This is a genomic window from Nocardioides maradonensis (assembly GCF_054777115.1).
Window position 1 is genome coordinate 66492 of sequence record NZ_BAAHAZ010000002.1, and the last position, 20015, is coordinate 86506.

16 protein-coding genes are annotated in these 20015 nt (G+C 72.2%); 7 read left to right on the forward strand and 9 right to left on the reverse strand.

Annotated features, from left to right (window positions below; all coding sequences use genetic code 11):
• Positions 1-74 precede the first annotated feature (74 nt).
• The 9 genes from ACYVAQ_RS02005 to ACYVAQ_RS02045 all read right to left on the reverse strand — a co-directional run bounded on the left by ACYVAQ_RS02005 (position 75) and on the right by ACYVAQ_RS02045 (position 12190).
• Entirely contained in the window at positions 75-800 is a 726-nt protein-coding gene (locus tag ACYVAQ_RS02005; RefSeq protein ID WP_460786768.1) for a sirohydrochlorin chelatase, read from the reverse strand.
• Positions 797-1909 (reverse strand): uroporphyrinogen-III synthase, encoded by a 1113-nt coding sequence (locus ACYVAQ_RS02010; protein ID WP_460786769.1) that lies wholly within the window; start codon positions 1907-1909, stop codon positions 797-799. The genes ACYVAQ_RS02005 and ACYVAQ_RS02010 overlap by 4 nt, the downstream gene beginning before the upstream one ends.
• On the reverse strand, positions 1906-2262 hold the full coding sequence (gene nirD, locus ACYVAQ_RS02015; RefSeq protein WP_460786770.1) for a nitrite reductase small subunit NirD: 357 nt from the start codon (positions 2260-2262) through the stop codon (positions 1906-1908). The genes ACYVAQ_RS02010 and nirD overlap by 4 nt, the downstream gene beginning before the upstream one ends.
• Positions 2262-4865, reverse strand: coding sequence for a nitrite reductase large subunit NirB (gene nirB / locus ACYVAQ_RS02020; protein ID WP_460786771.1), 2604 nt, complete (start codon positions 4863-4865; stop codon positions 2262-2264). Before nirB ends, nirD begins: the two co-directional genes overlap by 1 nt.
• 123 nt (positions 4866-4988) lie before the next feature.
• Complete coding sequence (locus ACYVAQ_RS02025) at positions 4989-6443, reverse strand: FAD-dependent oxidoreductase (RefSeq protein ID WP_460786772.1); 1455 nt, start codon at positions 6441-6443, stop codon at positions 4989-4991.
• Positions 6440-8500, reverse strand: coding sequence for a molybdopterin oxidoreductase family protein (locus ACYVAQ_RS02030; protein ID WP_460786773.1), 2061 nt, complete (start codon positions 8498-8500; stop codon positions 6440-6442). Before ACYVAQ_RS02030 ends, ACYVAQ_RS02025 begins: the two co-directional genes overlap by 4 nt.
• 199 nt (positions 8501-8699) lie before the next feature.
• Entirely contained in the window at positions 8700-10253 is a 1554-nt protein-coding gene (locus ACYVAQ_RS02035) for an MFS transporter (protein ID WP_460786774.1), read from the reverse strand.
• A gap of 76 nt (positions 10254-10329) precedes the next feature.
• On the reverse strand, positions 10330-11481 hold the full coding sequence (locus tag ACYVAQ_RS02040; RefSeq protein ID WP_460786775.1) for a serine/threonine-protein kinase: 1152 nt from the start codon (positions 11479-11481) through the stop codon (positions 10330-10332).
• 85 nt (positions 11482-11566) lie between these two features.
• On the reverse strand, positions 11567-12190 hold the full coding sequence (locus ACYVAQ_RS02045) for a hypothetical protein (protein WP_460786776.1): 624 nt from the start codon (positions 12188-12190) through the stop codon (positions 11567-11569).
• Between the two features lie 61 nt (positions 12191-12251).
• Here ACYVAQ_RS02045 and ACYVAQ_RS02050 point away from each other — a divergent pair, with 61 nt between their 5' ends.
• From ACYVAQ_RS02050 to ACYVAQ_RS02080, 7 genes are all read left to right on the forward strand, one after another.
• The gene (locus ACYVAQ_RS02050; protein ID WP_460786778.1) at positions 12252-13361 is read left to right on the forward strand and encodes a sensor histidine kinase; all 1110 of its coding nucleotides are present in this window, start codon (positions 12252-12254) and stop codon (positions 13359-13361) included.
• Positions 13358-14098, forward strand: coding sequence for a LytR/AlgR family response regulator transcription factor (locus tag ACYVAQ_RS02055; protein ID WP_460786780.1), 741 nt, complete (start codon positions 13358-13360; stop codon positions 14096-14098). Before ACYVAQ_RS02050 ends, ACYVAQ_RS02055 begins: the two co-directional genes overlap by 4 nt.
• Positions 14095-14472: a DUF485 domain-containing protein gene (locus ACYVAQ_RS02060; protein WP_460786782.1), complete on the forward strand. Its 378-nt coding sequence runs from the start codon at positions 14095-14097 to the stop codon at positions 14470-14472. The genes ACYVAQ_RS02055 and ACYVAQ_RS02060 overlap by 4 nt, the downstream gene beginning before the upstream one ends.
• Positions 14469-15989 carry a sodium/solute symporter gene (locus ACYVAQ_RS02065; RefSeq protein WP_460786784.1) on the forward strand — a complete coding sequence of 507 codons (1521 nt, stop codon included), beginning with the start codon at positions 14469-14471 and terminating at the stop codon, positions 15987-15989. The genes ACYVAQ_RS02060 and ACYVAQ_RS02065 overlap by 4 nt, the downstream gene beginning before the upstream one ends.
• 362 nt (positions 15990-16351) lie before the next feature.
• A complete protein-coding gene (locus tag ACYVAQ_RS02070) occupies positions 16352-16939 on the forward strand; it encodes an acetate uptake transporter (RefSeq protein ID WP_460786786.1) in 588 nt (195 codons plus the stop codon).
• 128 nt (positions 16940-17067) lie between these two features.
• The gene (gene acs / locus ACYVAQ_RS02075; protein ID WP_460786788.1) at positions 17068-19032 is read left to right on the forward strand and encodes an acetate--CoA ligase; all 1965 of its coding nucleotides are present in this window, start codon (positions 17068-17070) and stop codon (positions 19030-19032) included.
• A gap of 50 nt (positions 19033-19082) precedes the next feature.
• Entirely contained in the window at positions 19083-20006 is a 924-nt protein-coding gene (locus ACYVAQ_RS02080) for a GNAT family N-acetyltransferase (RefSeq protein WP_460786790.1), read from the forward strand.
• Positions 20007-20015 lie beyond the last annotated feature (9 nt).

The following is a 20015-nucleotide window of genomic DNA, read 5'->3' on the forward strand; positions in this document are numbered from 1 at the left end:
GGGACGCCTGGGGCTGCTGCTCACTGCCGCGCGCCGACTCCGGTCCCACCAGTCACGATTGGTCCGCTGTGGGGTCAGGCGGCGGCGGAGACGAGCGCCCGCGCCCGGAGGGTGATCAGCTCGACCACGCAGCGGTGCGGGCCGATCAGGTCGGCGACGGCGGTGGCGCCGGCGGCCACCGCCTCGGAGCGGGCCCGGTCGGCGAAGTGGCCGGGAGCCAGCAGGTAGGGCGCGACGGCGTCGCCGGGGCGCACGACCTCGGCCGGCCGTGGGCCGAGCCCGGACAGCGTCGCCACCCGGACGGGTCCGCCCCAGGCGAGCGCCAGGAGGCGGGCCGCGGCGTCGAGGTCGGTCAGCGCGGCCGGGTCGGTGGAGCCGGCCGCGACGAGGACGACGGGTTGCGAGCGCCGGGCGCCGACGGCGACCAGCCGGTCGACCTGGGCGGACGCGAGCAGCGGGTCGGGGCCGAGCGGCCGGCCGACGGTGAGCTCACCCGCCTGGGCGGGCAGGTCGTGGCGCACGTGGTAGCCGGTCGACAGCAGCAGGGGTACGACGGCGGTGTCGGCCGCACCCAGCCCCGACGCCACGTCCGCCAAGAGGGGTGGGCAGAGCTCGACGTACGACGTCGTGGCGCTCCACCCGAGCCGCCGCCCCGCCATCGCGGTGAGCTCGGCAGCGACCAGGTTGCCGGCCGGGTTGCGGGTGCCGTGGGCGACGGTCACCAGTCGCGGGGTCCCCGCGAAGTTGTCGGCGGAGGAGCGCAGCGGGGGAGCCGAGAACTTCGTGGGGTGGCTACTCATTGCGCGACCGCCAGCCGGTAGCCCCGCTTCACCACGGTCTGGACGACGCGGGTGCCGAGGGCGGCCCGCAGCCGCGCCACGGCCATCTCGACGGCGTGCTCGGACCCCGCGGTCCCGGACGGCAGCGCGGCCAGCAGCTCGCGCCGCGAGACCACGATGCCGGGGTTGACCAGCAGCGCCTGGAGCACGGCGTACGGCGCCGGGGTGAGCTTGACCTCGACCCCGTCCAGCAGCACGTCGGTGCCGTGCAGCAGCAGGGTGTGGCCGGCCACCTCCAGGGTGGTGCCGGCGGCTCGCGAGGGCAGCTCGGCCTCGAGCTGCTTGACCATGGCGGCCAGCCGTGACCGCTCCGGGTAGATCGTCGGGACGCCCCACATCTCGAACGCGGCGGCGGTGACCGGCCCGACGCACGCGGCGATCACGTCGGCCTGGAAGGCGCCCTCGACCTCGTCACGGTGCCCGGTCGAGGTCGCGGCCTGCATCAGCGCGGCGACCGCGGGTGCCGCCGTGAAGGTGACGGCGTCGACCCGGCGCTGGGCGATGTCCTCGACCAGGCCGAACATCGGCTCGGGGTCCTCGGCGCCCTCGACCCGGTAGACGGTGACGGTGGTGACGTCGGCGCCCTGGCGGCGCAGCGCGTGCGCGGCCATCGACAGCGACTGCCCGTGCTCCTGGACCACGATCCGGCGGCCGGTGAGGTCGCGGCCGCGCAGGTGGGCGAGGACGTCGTCGAGCTGCTCGGACTCCGGGGCCCACAGCTCGCGCAGGCCGAAGCGCCGCAGCGCACCGACGCTCTTCGGACCGCGGGCCAGGATGTCGGCCTTGGCCAGGTGCGTGCGGAGCGGGTCGAGCAGACCCCATCGGTCGGCAGCGGTGAACCACGACTTCAGGCCGATCCCGGTGGTCGCCACGAAGATGTCGACCGGGTTCGCCAGGACCTCCTGGGTGGCGGCCCGGAGCGCCACCTCGTCGATGTGGTTGGGGTCCAGCGAGAGCGCCGGCGCGTGCACGACCTCGGCGCCGCGGCGCTCGAGCAGGGTGATCTGCTCCTCGGCCCGCCGGGCGGCGGTCACACCGATCCGGAATCCAGCCAGAGGGAGGTCGGTCACGACGCGATTGTCTCGCGGCGCGGCCCCACGACCACAACGCCGTCGTCGATGCGGACCTCGTAGGTGGGGATGACGACCGACGGGTCGTCCAGGCAGCGGCCGGTGCGCAGGTCGTACTTCTGCTTCAGCAGCGGGCTCGCCACGAAGGGTACCTCGGCGTCACCGACGACGATCGTGCCGACGATGCCCCGCGCGAGCACGGAGGCGTGCCCGATCGGGTCGTAGTTCGACAGGGCGAACACCTCGTCGTCGTGGGTCCGGATCACGGCGACCGCACGTCCGTGCACCAGGGCGGTCACGCCGCTCTCCTTGGTGATCTGGTCCAGCCGGCACACCGACTCCCACTCCTGCATCACGGCGCTCCTACGGTCTCGATACGGCGCTCGCTGGCGCTCGCGCCTGCTCGACCAACGGTGGGGAGGCCGAGCTCGACGGGGCCGGTGGTGAGGGCGGCCTGGATCTGGCCGCGCTCCTCGCTGAAGGTGATGTTCGGGTCCGGCGTACCGGGGGCGTTGACGAAGGACACGAAGCGGGCGAGCTTCTCGGGGTCCTCGATGGTGGCCTTCCACTCGTCGAAGTAGCTGTCGACGTGGACGGCCATGGCGGCCTCGAGCTCGGCGCCCAGGCCGAGGCGGTCCTCGACGACGACCTCGCGGACGCGGTCCAGGCCGCCCACCTCGTCCATCCAGTACGCCGTGCGCTGCAGCCGGTCCGCGGTGCGGATGTAGTACATGAAGAAGCGGTCCAGGTAGCGGATCAGCTCGTCCTTGGACAGGTCGCCGGCGAGCAGCTGGGCGTGGGCGGGGATGGCACCGCCGTTGCCCCCGACGTACAGGTTCCAGCCCTTCTCGGTGGCGATGATGCCGAAGTCCTTGCTCCGTGCCTCGGCGCACTCGCGGGCACAGCCCGACACCCCGCCCTTGAGCTTGTGCGGGCTGCGCAGGCCCCGGTAGCGCAGCTCGAGCTCGATGGCGAGGCCGACCGAGTCCTGCACGCCGTACCGGCACCAGGTCGAGCCGACGCAGGACTTCACGGTCCGCAGCGACTTGCCGTAGGCGTGGCCGGACTCCATGCCGGCGTCGACCAGGCGCTTCCAGATCGCCGGCAGGTCCTCCATCCGCGCACCGAACATGTCGATGCGCTGCCCGCCGGTGATCTTGGTGTAGAGGCCGAACTCCTGCGCCACCTGGCCGATGACGATCAGCTTGTCCGGCGTGATCTCGCCGCCGGGGATGCGCGGGACGACCGAGTAGGTGCCGTTCTTCTGCAGGTTCGCGAGGTAGGCGTCGTTGGTGTCCTGGAGGGTGGCGTTCTGGCCCTCGAGGACGTGGTGGTTCAACAGGCTCGCGAGGATCGACGCGACCGCCGGCTTGCAGATGTCGCAGCCGCGGCCGGTGCCGTGCGCCTCGACGATCTCGTCGAACCGGGTGTAGCCGTGGATCGCGATGACCTCGAAGAGCTCCTGGCGCGTCATCTTGAAGTGCGCGCAGATGCTCTTGTCGACGGTCTTGCCGGAGGCGGCGAAGAAGTCCTCGACGATCTTCTTGACGACCGGCTTGCAGGAGCCGCAGGTGGAGCCGGCCAACGTGTGCTTCGTGACGCACCCGGCATCGCTGCACGGGCCGCCGCCGTTGAGCGTGGCGTCGTCGGAGACCGCCGCGACGATCTCGGCCTTCGTCACGTTGTTGCACGAGCAGACCTGCGCCTCGTCGGGCAGGCCGATCTCGACGCCCCCGCGGGACGCCGGGAGGATCAGGTCCTCGGGGTTGTCCGGCAGCGTCATGCCGGAGGCGACGAGCGGGCGGAGGACGCCGTACTGGCTGGCGTCACCGACCAGGATGCCGCCGAGCAGCTCGTACCCACCGTCCTCCTTCTCCTTGACGACGAGCTTCTTGTAGATGCCGGCGACGGCGTCGGAGAAGACGACCTCGAGGGAGTCCTCGGTGTTGCCGAAGGCGTCGCCGAAGGAGGCCACGTCGACGCCGAGCAGCTTGAGCTTGGTGGACATGTCGGCGCCGCTGAAGGTGCCCTCGCCGCCGAGCAGCGTGTCCGCGACGACCTCGGCCATGTCGTAGCCGGGGGCGACCAGGCCGTACATCCGACCGCCCGGGGCCGCGCACTCGCCGATCGCGTAGATGTGCTCGTCGCTGGTGCGGCAATGCTCGTCGACCAGGATGCCGCCACGCTCCGCGATGTCGAGGTCGGCGGCCCGGCCGAGGTTGTCGCGCGGCCGGATGCCGGCGCTGAAGACGACCAGGTCGGCGTCGATCGGGTTGCGGTCCTTGAGCGCGAGGCCGGTCACCTTGTCGGTGCCGAGGATGGCCTCGGTCATCGCGCCGGTGTGGACGTTGAGGCCGAGCTTGTTGATGTGCTGGTTGAGCGTCGAGCCGGCAGCGTCGTCGATCTGGACCGCCATCAGGCGGGGCGCGAGCTCGACGACGTGGGTCTCCAGACCCAGCTGGTAGAGCGCGTTCGCGGCCTCGAGTCCGAGCAGGCCGCCACCGATGACCGCGCCGACCTTGGCCTTCTTCGACGCCTGGCGGATCGCCTCGAGGTCCTCGATCGTGCGGTAGACGAAGACGTTCTTGAGGTCCTTGCCGGGCACCGGCGGCACGAACGGGTAGGCGCCGGTCGCGAGGACCAGCTCGTCGTAGTGCAGGTCCTCGCCGTTGCTCAGCGTGACGATGCGGTGCCGCGGGGAGATCGCGATCACCTCGGCCTTGGTGCGCAGGGTGACCCGCGGGTCGTCGTACTGCCCGCTCGGGAGGAAGCTCAGCGCCTCGGCGCCGCGCTCGAAGAACGAGGTCAGGGCCACGCGGTCGTACGCCGGGCGCGGCTCCTCGCCGATGATGGTGATGTCGTAGGTCTCGGTGAGCCCACGCTCGATCGCCGCCTGGACGAAGCGGTGCCCGACCATGCCGTGCCCGACCACGACCAGCTGCTTGCGGAGTGCCATCTGCCTGCCCTCTTTCCCTTGGTGCACCGCCTATTGCACGCGGCTCCGGTTTCGCTCCTGATCACCCAGGAGCACCCCACGGTCAACTAGTTCTCACGCCCTCACCCTTGAGGGCGTTTCGCGTTACGAGGCCGTAACACGGGACGCGAGCAGCTGCCGCACGACGTCCGAGCAACCCCCGCACCCCGTGGTGGCGCGGGTCTCGCCCCTGACCTGCTCCAGCGAGGAGCAGATCCGGATCGCGCCGGCCGAGACGCCGGCGCACTGGCACACCTCGGCGTCGTCGGGCAGCACGACCGGCGTGCTCGTCCCCTCGGTCACCGCGAGCAGCAGCTCGCCGGGCTCCTTCGGACCGAGCACGGTCTGCCGGTCGAAGTGCTGGGTGATCAGGCCGATCCGGGACAGGTCGCCGACGAGCGCGCCGGCCACGATCCGGCCGTCGCGGACGACGAGCCTGCGGTGCGACCCCCGCACCGGGTTGGTCATCTCGACGACCTCGCCCTCGGCCTGCTCGGGGTCGCCGAGGACCGCCACGTCGAGGTCGGTCGCGCGCAGCCGGGCGACGACCCGGTGACCGTCGTACTTGACGGGGCGGTCGGCGAGGACACGGGCCAGGACCTCGGCCTGCTCCCACGCCGGCGGCACGAATCCCGTGGTCCTCCCGGCATGCTCGGCGCAGTCGCCGATCGCGTAGATGTGCTCGCCGGGGCCGCAGGACGTGCTGCGCAGCTGGTCGTCGACGACGATGCCGCGGTGGACGGCGAGGTCCGCCTTGCGGGCCAGGGACGTCGCGGGACGGCCGCCGGCGGTGAGGACGACGAGGTCGGTGTCGAGGCTCGCGCCGTTGTCGAGCACCAGCGAGACGCGACCGTCGATCTCACGGGTCGGAGCGAGCCCGAAGCCCGGTCCGGCCCCGGCCTCGACGAGGCGCACGACGCGCGCGCCGGTGTAGACCTGCGTGCCGAGCTTCTTCAGGTCGCGCGCGAGCAGCCGGCCCGCCGTGCGGGAGACCTGCTGGCGGAGCAGGTGCTCGCCGCCCTCCACCACCTCGACCTCGAGGCCGCGGACGGCGAGGGCGCGGGCGACCTGGAGGCCGAGGAGTCCACCGCCGACGACGACGGCCCTCCGTTGCCCGTCCAGGGCGGCCAGCAGGCCTTCGCAGTCCGCCAGGTGGCGGAAGGCGTGGACCGACTCGTGCAGCGAGCCGTCCCGGCGCACCAGCCCGCGGATCGGCGGCAGGGTGGGGATGGCGCCGGTGGCGAGCACGAGCGCGTCGTACTCGATGACGGTGCCGTCGACCAGCATCACGTCGGACAGCTCGCGGTCGATGCCGAGGACGCGCGAGCCGAGGCGCAGGTCGACGCCGTGGTCGGCGTACCACTGCGGGGAGCGGAGCTCGATCGCGTCGGGGCGGTGGGTGCCCTCGAGCACGGCGGACAGCAGGATCCGGTTGTACGGCGGTGCCGACTCGTCGCCGAGCACGGTGATCGACCAGGTGTCGGTCGCGCCGAGCGCCACGAGCTCCTCGACGAGCCGGGCGGTCGCCATGCCGGCGCCCACGACCACCAGGCGCTTCACGCCGCCACCTCCACGCGGGCCGCGCAGACCTTGAACTCCGGCATCCGGCTGGAGGGGTCGAGCGCGTCGTTGGTGAGCTTGTTGGCGCCGACCCAGTGGAAGGGCACGAAGACGGTGTCCGGCCGGATGGTGGCGACGACGCGCGCAGGCGCGGTCATCTCGCCGCGTCGGGTGCGCACGGTGACCGGCTCACCGTCGATCGCACCGAGCCGGGCGGCCAGCATCGGGTGCAGCTCGACGAACGGACCGGTGTCGGGCAGGTCGCGGATCCGCCGGGTCTGCGCGCCGGACTGGTACTGCGCGAGCACCCGGCCCGTCGTCAGGTGGACCGGGTACGTCGCGTCGGGCTGCTCGGCCGCGCCGACGTACTCCTGCACGAGGGCGCGGGCCCGGCCGTCCGGGGTGGCGAAGGATTCGGTGAACATCCGTGGGGTGCCGGGGTTGTCCATCGACGGGCACGGCCAGAAGACGCCCTTCTCCGCGCGGATCCGGTCGTAGGTGATGCCGGCGTAGTCGGCCGTGCCGCCGGCCGACGCGCGACCCAGCTCGGCGAAGATCTCCTCGGGCTCCTGGGAGAACCCGATCGGCGCCTTCAGCCGCTCGGCGAGGCCGGCGATCACGAACAGGTCGCTCTGCACGCCCTCGGGCGCCTTCGCGGCCTGCTGGCGCAGGATGACCCGGCCCTCGAGGTTGGTCATGGTGCCGGTCTCCTCGGCCCACTGGGTCACGGGCAGCACCACGTCGGCCATCGCGGCGGTCTCGCTGAGCACGATGTCGGCGACGACGAGCAGGTCCAGGGACTCCAGCCGCTCCTTGACGTGCAGCGCGCGGGGCGCGGACACGATGATGTTGGAGGCGAAGACCAGCAGCGCCTTCGCGCCACCACCCTCGCCCAACGAGTCGAGCAGCTCGTACGCCGACCGCCCCTTGCCCGGCAGCGTCTCCGGCTCCACGCCCCACACCTTCGCCACGTGCTCGCGCGCGACCGGGTCGTCGATCATCCGGTACCCGGGCAGCTGGTCCGCCTTCTGGCCGTGCTCGCGGCCGCCCTGGCCGTTGCCCTGACCGGTGAGGCAGCCGTAGCCGGCGTGCTCGCGGCCAGGCAGGCCGAGGGCGAGCGCCACGTTGATCCAGGCGAGCACCGTGGCGGTGCCCTGGGCCTGCTGCTCGGCGCCGCGGGCGGTGAGGATCATCGCCTTCGTCGTGCTCGTCAGCAGGTCGGCCAGGGCGCGCAGCTCCTCGACACCGACACCGGTCACGCGCTCGACCCGCTCGGGCCACCAGGCCGCGACGGATCGGCGTACGTCGTCGAAGCCGGTGGTGCGCTCGGCGACGTACTCCTCGTCGACGGCGCCAGCGGCGTCGAGCAGGTGCAGGACGCCCAGCGCGAGCGCGAGGTCGGTGCCGGGGACGGGCTGGAGAAAGAGGTCGGCGCGATCGGCCGTCGCAGTGCGGCGGGGATCGATGACCACGACCTTGCCGCCGCGCTGCCGGAGGTTGTCGAGGTGGCGGGCCGCCGGCGGCATCGTCTCGGCCATGTTGGACCCGACGAGCACGACCAGGTCGGCCTGCTCGAGGTCGGCCAGCGGGAACGGCAGGCCGCGGTCGACGCCGAAGGCCTGGTTGCCGGCGCTGGCGGCGGAGCTCATGCACCAGCGGCCGTTGTAGTCGATCTGGCTGGTGCCGAGCGCGACCCGCGCGAACTTACCGAGCTGATAGGCCTTCTCGTTGGTGAGGCCACCGCCGCCGAAGACGGCGACCGCATTCGGCCCGTGCGCGTCCTGGAGGTCGGTGATCCGCGAGGCGATCAGGTCGAGCGCCCCGTCCCAGGTGGCGGTGGCCAGCTCGCCGGTCGCCGGGTCGCGGACGAGCGGGGTCGTCAGGCGCTCCCGATGACCTCGCAGGCCCGTCGAGGTCCAGCCCTTGCGGCACAGCGCTCCCTGGTTGACCGGGAACTCCTCCCACGGGGTCACCTCGAGCCGCCCGCGACCCTGCACCTGCAGGGTCATCCCGCACTGCAGGCTGCAGTAGGGGCAGTGGGTGCGGATCTCGGTCATGTCATCCATTCCACGTGGTGCCGGTAACGGGATCGGGGCCTCCCGTGGCCCCTCGGTGTCAACTAGTCCTCACGCGCTCACGGCCGGGGTCGGGGCGGGTCGGCGGAGGTTTTCTGGCGCTTGTCGGGTGTTGCAACACCCGACAAGCGCAGGAATCCCCGGTCGACCGGGGATTCCTGCGCCCGCAGAGCAGCCAGCCTCAGATGCCGGCGTACGCACCCTTCCGGCGCACGTAGACCGTGAAGGTGACGACCGCGCAGGCCACGTAGAAGGCGCAGAAGATCCAGAAGGCGGTCTTCGTCGCGCCCAGCGGGTCGGTGATCCACGGGTTCGAGAAGGTGATCGGGATCAGGAAGCCGCCCAGGGCGCCGATCGCGCCGATGATGCCGGCGGCGGCCGAAGCCTTCTTGGTGGAGTCGAGGACCGCGAGCTCACGCTCCGGAGTGCCCTCGCCCGTCGCGGAGACGGCGTCCTTGCGGAAGATCGCCGGGATCATCTTGTACGTCGCTCCGTTGCCGATGCCCGTGCAGGCGAAGACGAGCAGGAAGATCACCAGGAACACCGGGAAGACGCCGTGGTTGGCGTGGATCGCGTGCACGACGGGGTCCGGGTAGGTGAACGACGACGGGTCGGCCTTGATCTTGGCCAGCGCGTCCGGCGTGGGGGCCGGCGGGAAGGCCTCGAGGTGACCGAGCGTCACCAGGATCCCGAGCGTGCCGATGACCATGCCGACGAACGCTGCGAGCGTGATCCGGGCACCACCGAACTTGTCGGCCAGGTAGCCGCCGAGCGGACGGGTCAGCGAGCCGACGAGCGCGCCGAGGAAGGCGTAGAAGGCGAAGTTGATGCCGATGCCGACGACGTTCGGGACGGGCTGGCGCCAGAAGTTCAGCTTGATGAGCAGCGGCATCGCCGAGGAGTAGCCGATGAAGGAGCCGAAGGTGCCGATGTAGAGGAACGCCATGATCAGCGTGTGCTTGTGCTTGAGCACGGCCAGCTGCGACTTGGTGTCGGTCTTCGCGCTGCTCAGGTTGTCCATGAAGAAGTACGCCGCGAGCGTCGCGGCGACCGCCAGGCCGGCGTACACCCATGCGGCCCGCTCCAGGTGCACGCCGCCTGCTGAGGCCTTGACCAACCCGAAGGCACCGGCGCCACCGACGATGATCGGCAGGAAGAACTGGATGATCGCGACACCGATGTTGCCGCCGGCGGCGTTGAGGCCGAGGGCCGCGCCCTTGAGCCGGGTCGGGTAGAAGAAGTTGATGTTCGCCATCGAGCTGGAGAAGTTGCCGCCGCCGAGGCCGGCGGTCGCGGCGACGAGGCAGAACGCCCAGTACGGCGTCCCCGGCTGGGTCACGAAATAGGCGAACAGCAGCGTCGGGACCAGCAGCAGGGAGGCGCTCACCATGGTCCAGTTGCGACCGCCGATCTTGCCGACCGCCAGGGTGTAGGGCACCCGGAGCAGGGAGCCGACCAGGTTCGGGATCGCGACCAGGAAGAACAGCTGCTGGGGCGTGAACGTGAAGCCCTGGGCCAGCAGGAACGCCGAGGAGACGCTCCAGATCAGCCAGACCGAGAAGCCGAGGTGCTCGGAGAAGATGGACCAGATCAGGTTGCGGCGGGCGATGGGGGCGCCGGTGGACTCCCAGAACTCAGGGTCCTCGGGGCGCCAGTCGTCGATCCAGCGGCCGCTGCGGTGCGCAGCCGGTGACGTGGGGGCGCCGGTCGTGGTGGGTTGGGTGCTCAGGCTCATGCATCGATCGTGCGATCGCGCGGTTTCGGGGCGACGCGCTCCGACGTACGGCTCCGGTCAACTTCTCCTCACGGTCTCACCGACGACCGTGCTTGTGGTGGCCCTTCCCCTGCTGCTTCTTCGGCTTGGGGGTGCTGATGACCGCCGGGTGCCGCGCGTGGCGGGGAGCCGGCGCCGTGGTCCGGTGCGCGACCGGCCGGGGAGTCACCTTCGCCGGGGCCGACCGGCGGTGCGTCGCGCGTAGCACCGGCGTGGTGCTCGAGGTCGCCGCCGCCTGCGGAGGTACGGCGGGGGCGCGGTCCGTGCCTCCCTCGGCGACGCCGATCAGCAGCAGCATGGACACCAGCGCGGCCGCGGTGGTGACCGCCGCCCAGGCCACCCGCCGGCGGCGCTGCGATGTCGTCGCCGCGGCGAACGCCGCGGTCATGACCTCGGCCGCCGCCTCGGGCGCCGCCCCGGGGCCCGACAGCAGCCGTCCCACCTCAGCCGCTGCCGGGCGGTCCTGGGGCAGCCGGGCGGTCATCGCAGCGAGGGCGCTGACCCACACCGGTCCGAGCGACACCGGGATCACCGGCGCCGTGTGCACCCGGGCGTACGCGACCTCGATCCCGGTGCCGGAGAAGGCACGTCGGCCGGTGAGCGCCTCCAGGAGCACCAGCCCGAGGGCGTACACGTCGGCGGCCGGCCCGACCTCCTCGCCGGCGACCTGCTCGGGCGCGATGTAGGCGGGCGAGCCGACGACCATCCCCGTGACCGTGTCGGTGGGCCCGTCGGCGGTGCGCGCGATGCCGAAGTCGGCGAGGCAGGCGGTGCCGTCCGGACGGAGGAGCACGTTGCCCGGCTTCACGTCGCGGTGCACGACCCCCTGCGCGTGGGCATGGGCCAGCGCCTCGGCCAGCTCGCGACCGATCGCCCGGACCCGCTCGGGATCCAGCGGGCCGTCGGCGATCGCCTGCGCGAGCGTCGGCCCGTCGACCAGCTCCATCACCAGGTACGGCCGCTCCTCGTCCAGGCGTGCGTCGAGCACGGTGACGATGCTCGGGTGGCTGAGCGAGGCCGCGGTGCACGCCTCGGTCCGGAAGCGCCGCGAGTCACCGCAGCGGAGCAGCTTGACCGCGACCTCACGGCCGAGCAGCTCGTCGGTCGCGCGGTGGACGTCGGCCATCCCGCCGCTGCCGATGCGGTTGCCGATCCGGTAACGCCCGTTGAGCAGCGTCTGGGTCTCCACGGGACCTCTCTCTCGCGGTGCGGTGCTGCGGGGGCCTGCTCCCTGTACCCACGACGGGCCCGTCGCACGCGCACCGCACCCGAGGTCAGCCGCCGGCGGCGTAGTCCGGGTGCAGCGTCCGGGTGAAGTAGGCCGTGTACGACCCGAAGTCCAGCTCGACCCAGGAGGGATGGGCGTCCCGGTCGATCGGGGCGATGTCGACCGCGCACCGCGCTGGGGTGCTCCCGATGTCCTGCGCCGTCGCGGCGCAGAGCCGGGCCAGCCGCCCGCCGTCGAAGGTCGCGGCGTCGAACGGGCGCCTGGCATCCACCGCCCGGCTCGTCGCCTGCAGCGCCAGGCCGCCGTCGGTGGTGTAGCTCCACATCTCGTCGTGCGCCGCGTCGGTGACCACGTGCACCTGCGCGATGTTGTCGTCCAGGTAGACCGAGGTCACCTGGGTGCCCGGGCCGCTGCGCAGCACGGCGAGGAGGGCGGCGTACCCCTGCGCGCTGATGATCGGGGGCGGGGACGGTTGCGGGGCGTCGTCGTGGACGGCCGCGACCGTGACACCACCGGCGGCGAGCAGCACAGCGGCGACCCCGGCCAGGACGGTACGGCGGCGGCGCCGGCCCCGCTCGGAGCCGGGCTCCGGCTCCGGCTCCTGCGCACCGTGCCCGCGCCGGGGCGGCTCGTAGGTCGGCCATGCCGGACCCGGACCGTCGTGCGCCACGGCGGCAGCCTACTGGCCCGATACTGTGGCGGAGGCCACTCGGCGCGGACAAGGAGGTCGTGTGTTCGGCAGGCGCGGACAGCTCGGCAGCCAGGCCGATCGCGCCACCTTCCGCACCCTGCACACGGCGTCGCTGATGACCGGCGCGCTGCGCGGCGGCCTCGGCGAGACCAGCGCCGAGCAGTCGGCGAAGCACATGCGCACGCTGCTGTCCGTCCCCGCCGTGGCGGTCACCGACCTCTCCCGGCTGCTGGCGTGGGACGGCGAGCGCCCTGTCCACGAGCGGTACGCCGCCGAGCTGGCCGAGGAGGCCGCGGCGTACGGCGCCACGACGGTCGTGCGGCACGACCGCTTCGACTGCGGCGACCCGCAGTGCCCGCTGCGGCAGGCGATCCTGGCGCCGCTCATCGTGGAGGAGCGGGTGGTGGGGACCCTGCAGGCGTTCTCGCCGAGCGCCTCCGCGAGCCGGGTGCGAGCAGCCACCGAGGTGGCGCGCTGGGTGTCGGGCCAGCTCGAGCTGGGCGAGCTGGAGGGATCCCGGCAGCGCCTGATGGCCGCGGAGGTGCGCGCGCTGCGGGCCCAGATCTCGCCACACTTCATCTACAACTCGCTGACCGCGATCGCCTCCTTCGTGCGGACCGACCCGGACCGCGCCCGCGAGCTGCTGCTCGACTTCGCCGACTTCACCCGCTACTCCTTCCGCCAGCTCGGCGACTTCACCACGCTCGAGGAGGAGCTGCAGTCGATCCAGCGCTACCTGGTGCTGGAGCAGGCACGGTTCGGCAGCCGCCTCGGTGTCACCCTGCAGATCGCGCCCGAGGTGCTGCCCGTCGTGATCCCCGTGCTCTCGCTGCAGCCGCTCGTCGAGAACGCCGTCCGACACGGCCTCGCGCCCAAGCCCGAAGGCGGTTCGGTCACCATCCAGGCCCGCGACCTGGACCGCGAGGCGGTCATCACCATCGACGACGACGGGGTCGGCGAGGACCCCGAGCGGATCCGCCGCGTGCTCGGGGGCGACGTGTCGCTGGACTCGGTCGGCCTGGCCAACGTCGACGAGCGCCTCCGGTCCAGCTTCGGCGACGACTACGGCCTCGTCGTCGAGACCGCGCCCGGTGCCGGCACCCGGGTCACCGTCCGGGTCCCCAAGTACGCCGCCGGGGTGCGCCCATGAGGGTCCTGGTCCTCGACGACGAGAAGCCCGCGCTCGACGAGCTGGTCTACCTGCTGGAGAGCGACGAGCGGGTCGACTCCGTGACGGGCTGCCACGTCGCGACCGACGCCGTGGCGGAGCTGCGCGCGGCGGCGTACGACGCGGTGTTCCTGGACATCGCCATGCCGGGGCTGTCCGGGCTCGACCTGGCCGCGGTCATCGGGCGGGCGCCCACGCCGCCGGCCATCGTGTTCGTCACCGCGCACGCCGAGCACGCGGTCGAGGCGTTCGAGCTGCACGCGGTCGACTACCTGCTCAAGCCGGTGCGGACCGAGCGGCTGCGGGAGGCCGTCCGCCGGATCCTCGAGGGACGGGGTCTCGACAGGCTCGACCACCGCGAGGGCGGGCCGACGGCCGGCAACGACGCGATCCCCGTCGAGCTCGGTGGGGTGACCCGCTTCGTGCAGCGTGCCGACGTGGTCTTCGTCGAGGTCCAGGGCGACTACAGCCGGCTGCACACCGCGACCGGCTCGCACCTGGTCCGGCTGCCGATCAGCACGCTCGAGGAGCGGTGGCGCGAGCACGGCTTCGTGCGGATCCACCGCTCGTTCCTGGTCGCCCTGCGGCACGTCGACGCGATCCACGAGACCGCCGGGCGGCTCACCGTGCGGGTGGGCGAACGCGAGCTGCCCGTCTCGCGGCGGCTCACCCCGGCGCTGCGCGAGCAGCTGCGCCGCACGCGCCGGGGCGAGGCGTGAACCAGGCCCGGGTCCGGGTCACCGGACCGCGCCGCGGCCGTCCCCGGCGTACGACGGTGGTCGCCGAGATCGACGCGCAGACCGTCGTCGGCGACATCTACATCCGCTCGCTGATGCGCAGCCAGCTCCGGCTCGCGCTCCTGGTCCTCGCCCTGCTGCTGCTGACCGTCGGCTCCCTGCCGCTGGTCATCGCGGCGTGGCCGGACCTCGCGGACCACCGGCTCCTCGGCGTACCCCTGCAGTGGGTGGTGCTCGGCGCCGGCTGCTACCCGGTCCTGGCCGCGCTCGCGATCCTCTACGTACGCCGGGCCGAGCTCAACGAGCGCTCCTTCGCCGAGCTCGTCGCCCAGGAGCCGCCCTGGAGCGACCGGTGAGCGGCCTCGCCGGCCCGCTCAGCGTCGCGGCGATCACCGCGGTCGCGCTGCTCACCCTGACCGTCGGCGCCTTCGGGCTGCGCATCTCGCGCACCACCAGCGACTTCTACGTCGCGTCCCGCACGGTCGGGCCCACCGTCAACGCAGCGGCGATCAGCGGGGAGTACCTCTCGGCCGCCTCCTTCCTGGGCGTCGCCGGGCTGATCGCCGCCCGCGGCCCGGACATGCTCTGGTACCCGGTCGGCTGGACGGCCGGCTACCTGGTGCTGCTGCTCTTCGTCGCCGCGCCGCTGCGCCGCTCGCGCGCCTACACGGTGCCGGACTTCGCGGAGTTCCGCCTCGAGTCGTCGCGGGCGCGCGCGGTCTCCAGCGTGCTGGTGGTGCTGATCGGCGTGCTCTACCTGGTGCCCCAGCTGCGCGGCGCCGGCCTGACCGTGCGGATCCTGACCGGCGCGCCGACCTGGGTCGGCGCGGTCGCGGTCGGTGTCGTCGTGCTGCTGTCCGTCGCCGCCGGCGGCATGCGCTCGATCACCCTGGTCCAGGCGGTGCAGTACTGGGTGAAGCTCACCGCGCTGCTGCTCCCGCTCGCGGTCTTCCTCGTCGTCCGCGGCGGCGGTACGACGGGCGCCCTGCACCGGATCCACGCCTCCGACTGGGCGACCGACTGGACCGCCGGCCACCACACCCTCTACCTGACCTACTCGCTGATCACGGCCACGTTCCTCGGCACCATGGGCCTGCCGCACGTGGTCGTGCGGTTCTACACGAACAACGACGGTCGCACCGCACGGCGTACGACGATCGTGGTGATCGGTCTGCTCAGCTGCTTCTACGTCCTCCCACCCCTGTACGCCGCCCTCGCGCGCGGCTACCTGGGCAGCGGCATCGGCAACACCGACTCCCTCATCCTCGGCCTGCCCCGCACGATCGTCGGCGGTGACCTGGGTGCGGTCCTGACGGCGGTCCTCGCGGCGGGCGCGTTCGCCGCCTTCTTGTCGACCTCGTCGGGCCTGATCGTGTCGATCGCGGGTGTCGTCGGGCAGGACCTGATCGGGCGGCGTACCGGCGCGGTCCCGGCGTTCCGGGCCGGCGCGGTGCTCGCCACCGCCGGCGCGCTGATCCTCACCGCCGCCAGCTCCGGCCTGGCCGTCGCGCACGCGGTCGAGCTGGCGTTCGCGGTGTCGGCCTCGACGTTCTGCCCGCTGTTGCTGCTCGGGATCTGGTGGCGCGGGCTCACCGCCCGGGGCGCGATCGCGGGCCTCGCGGTCGGCGGCGGCCTCTCCACCGCGGCCGTCGTCGCCGCGACCGTCGGCGTCCACGCCCACGGCTTCCTCGCCGACCTCCTCGCCCAGCCCGCGCTGTGCACGGTCCCCCTCGCGTTCGCGGTCATGGTGTCGGTCTCGCTCGCCACCCGCCACTCCCGCCCCGCCCACGTCGCCCGCACCCTGGTCCGCCTGCACACCCCCGAGGCGATCGCGGTCGACCGCGGCGGCTTCCGGGCCCGCGGCGCGGACTGAGACTGACCGGCGAACGGCGAACGGCCGGGCTCGCCACTCTCCGCTCCTCGTCCTGGGTCGGGGTACTTCGCGGGCGTCACCCCCTATGGGTCACCACCCGTGATCGATCGCGCCTTCGAAACGGCATTCGGGAGGTGACCCATAGGGGGTAGTCCCGCGAAGTACCCCGACCCAGGACGAGGAGCCCCGATGGCGAGCCCGGCCGTTCGTCGTACGAGATCGACCGTTCGGCGCACCGCCACCCGGCGGTCGGCGCAGGATCCACGCCGTCCGCCGAGCCACGACCCCGACCCTCTGTGAGCACGGTCACAGCGTCCCTAGCGTCGGATGCACCGATCACCCGTCGACCACAAGGAGTCGAGATGTCTGAGATGCCCGAGAACAGGGGCGCCCACCTCGCCGACCCGGCCCCGCTGGGCCTGGCCGCGTTCGCGCTCACCACGTTCGTCCTGAGCTTCATGAACACCGGCCTGTTCAAGGCCGAACCGGTCGTCTTCGGCCTCGCCCTGGCCTACGGCGGCATCGCCCAGATCCTCGCCGGCATGTGGGAGTTCGCGAAGGGCAACACCTTCGGCGCGACCGCGTTCACGTCGTACGGCGCCTTCTGGCTGTCCTTCTGGTACCTCACCGGTCACACCGACCTGTCCAAGGTCCAGGCCGGGGACGTCGGCAACGGGGTGGGGCTGTTCCTGCTGGCCTGGGCCATCTTCACCGCGTACATGCTCGTCGCCTCCTTCGGCACCGGGAACCACGCGGTGGTGCTGGTCTTCCTCCTGCTGACGATCACGTTCCTCCTGCTGGCGTTCGGCGAGTTCGGCCCGAGCGAGGGCCTCACCAAGACCGGCGGCTGGCTCGGCCTGGCGACCGCGGTGGCGGCCTGGTATGCCTCCTTCGCCGGGGTCACCGCCTCCACCTTCAAGCGCCCGATCCTGCCCACCAGCCTGGGCTGACCCGACCCACCCGTGTCCCGGCACAGGGGATCGCAACCGCGTTGCAACCCCTTGCCGGGACACTGACCCGAGTGCCTACTGTGAGCAGTGGCACACCGCGATCCACCGCGACCCAGGAGAGATGACCCGTGAGCGACAGCGAGACCCTCGCGAACCTGTTGAAGGAAGACCGACGCTTCGAGCCGCCGGCCGAGCTGGCGGCGAACGCCAACGTCCAGGCGTCGGCGTACGACGAGGCGGCCGCCGACCGGGAGGGCTACTGGGCCGCCGCGGCCGACCGCCTGACCTGGGCCACGAGGTGGGACCGGGTCCTCGACGACGACAACCCGCCGTTCTACAAGTGGTTCACCGGCGGCAGGCTGAACGCGGCCTACAACTGCGTGGACCGGCACGTCGAGGCCGGCCGGGGCGACAAGGTCGCGATCCACTGGGTCGGGGAGCCCGAGGACGACACCCGGGACCTGACCTACGCCGACCTGCAGCGCGAGGTCTCCAAGGCGGCCAACGCCCTCACGGCTCTGGGGGTCGCGACGGGTGACCGGGTGGCGATCTACATGCCGATGATCCCCGAGGCAGTGATCGCGATGCTGGCGTGTGCCCGGATCGGTGCCCCGCACACGGTCGTGTTCGGCGGCTTCTCCGCCGATGCCCTGGCCTCGCGGCTCGACGACTGCCAGGCCAAGGTCGTGGTCACCTCCGACGGTGGCTACCGCCGCGGTGCCGCGGCCGCGCTGAAGCCGGCCGTGGACGAGGCCCGCACGAAGACCGACGTGGTCGAGAAGGTGCTCGTGGTCCGGCGTACCGGCCAGGAGGTGGCGTGGGACGACCAGGTCGACGTCTGGTGGCACGACGCCGTGGACGGCGCCTCCGAGCAGCACACCCCCGAGGCGTTCGACGCCGAGCACCCGCTCTACGTCATGTACACCTCCGGCACCACCGGCAAGCCCAAGGGCATCCTGCACACCACCGGCGGCTACCTGACCCAGGCCGCGTTCACCCACAACGCCGTCTTCGACCTCAAGGACGACGACGTCTACTGGTGCACCGCCGACATCGGCTGGGTCACCGGGCACTCCTACATCGTCTACGGGCCGCTCGCCAACGGCGTCACGCAGGTCCTCTACGAGGGCACGCCGGACAGCCCCGAGCCGGGTCGCTGGTGGAAGATCATCGCCGAGAACAAGGTGTCGATCTTCTACACCGCCCCGACCGCGATCCGCTCCTTCATGAAGCAGGGCCACGACGTCCCCGACCAGTACGACATGTCGAGCTTGCGGATCCTGGGCTCGGTCGGTGAGCCGATCAACCCCGAGGCCTACGTCTGGTACCGCCACGTCATCGGCGGCGACCGAACCCCCGTCGTCGACACCTGGTGGCAGACCGAGACCGGCGCGATCATGATCAGCCCGCTGCCGGGAGTGACCGCCGGTAAGCCGGGCTCGGCGATGACTCCGATCCCGGGCATCACCGCCGACGTGGTCGACGACGACGGCACGTCCGTGCCGAACGGGTCGGGTGGCTACCTGGTCGTCACCTCGCCGTGGCCCTCGATGCTGCGCACGATCTGGGGCGACGACCAGCGGTACGTCGACACCTACTGGTCGCGCTTCAAGGACCTCGGCTACTACTTCGCCGGCGACGGCGCGAAGAAGGACGAGGACGGCGACATCTGGGTGCTGGGCCGGGTCGACGACGTGATGAACGTGTCGGGTCACCGGCTCTCGACCACCGAGATCGAGTCGGCCCTGGTCTCCCACCCGAAGGTCGCCGAGGCCGCCGTGGTGGGTGCCTCCGACCCGGACACCGGCCAGGCCGTGGTCGCCTACGTGATCCTGCGCAACGAGGCCGGTGACGGCGGTCCGGACATCGTCAAGGAGCTCTCCGACCACGTGCGCAAGGAGATCGGCCCGATCGCCAAGCCGCGCGAGATCATGATCGTCCCGGAGCTCCCCAAGACCCGCTCCGGCAAGATCATGCGCCGCCTGCTGCGCGACGTGGCCGAGAAGCGCGAGGTCGGCGACACGACCACGCTCGCCGACGCCAACATCATGAACCTGATCTCGGCGGGCCAGGCCACCTCCACCGAGGACTGAGCCCCCAATCCGGGTTGCACCTCGAGCGCGGTCACTGGTCCGATGGGCCGGTGACCGCGCTCGTGCTTCCCACCCTCGACCTCTACGACCGCTGGGCGGCGTGCGTCGCCGAGTACGAGCCTGGCCTGCTCCACGGCTCGGGGAACTGGAACCTGCCCGAGGCCCTGCAGCACGACACCGACCGCGACACCTGCGAGGCCCTCGTCGCGCTGCTGCGCCGGCAGGGGCGCGAGTGGGACCCGACCAAGGTGCCGAGCGACTACTGGTGGATCACCGAGGGCGACGAGGTCGTCGGCTTCCTCGCGATCCGGCACCGGCTCAACGACTTCCTGCTCGACGTCGGCGGCCACATCGGCTACTCGGTCCGCCCCTCGCGCCGCCGGCAGGGCCACGCGACCCGGGCCCTCGGCCTGGCGCTGCGACGCGCGGCCGAGCTCGGCATCGAGCGCGCGCTGGTGACCTGCGACGACGACAACAGGGGCTCGATCGGCACGATCGAGGCCCAGGGCGGCCGGCTCGAGGACGTCCGCGACGGCAAGCGCCGGTACTGGATCGACACGGCCCGACCGGAGGGCGACCGCGCGGAGATCGGACGCCTGGTCGACTGCTTCTTCGACGCCTTCCGGACCGGCCCGGGCCTCGACGAGCGGATGGACGCGCTGCGGGCCGCGATGCTCGACGGCGCGATCATCGTCCAGACCTGCGGGACCGAGCCGACGGCGTACGACGTCGAGGCGTTCCTCGCCCCGCGTCACGCCCTGCTCACCCAGGGGCGGCTGACGGACTTCACCGAGCACGCCACGGGTGGCCGGATCGACGTCTTCGGCGACATCGCCCAGTGGTTCGGCGGCTACGCGAAGAGCGGCGTCCTCGACGGCGCGGCGTACGCCGGCCGCGGGGCGAAGTCGATCCAGCTCGCCCGCACCGCACAGGGCTGGCGGATCAGCGCGGTCGCCTGGGACGACGAGCGCTGATCCCCGGGA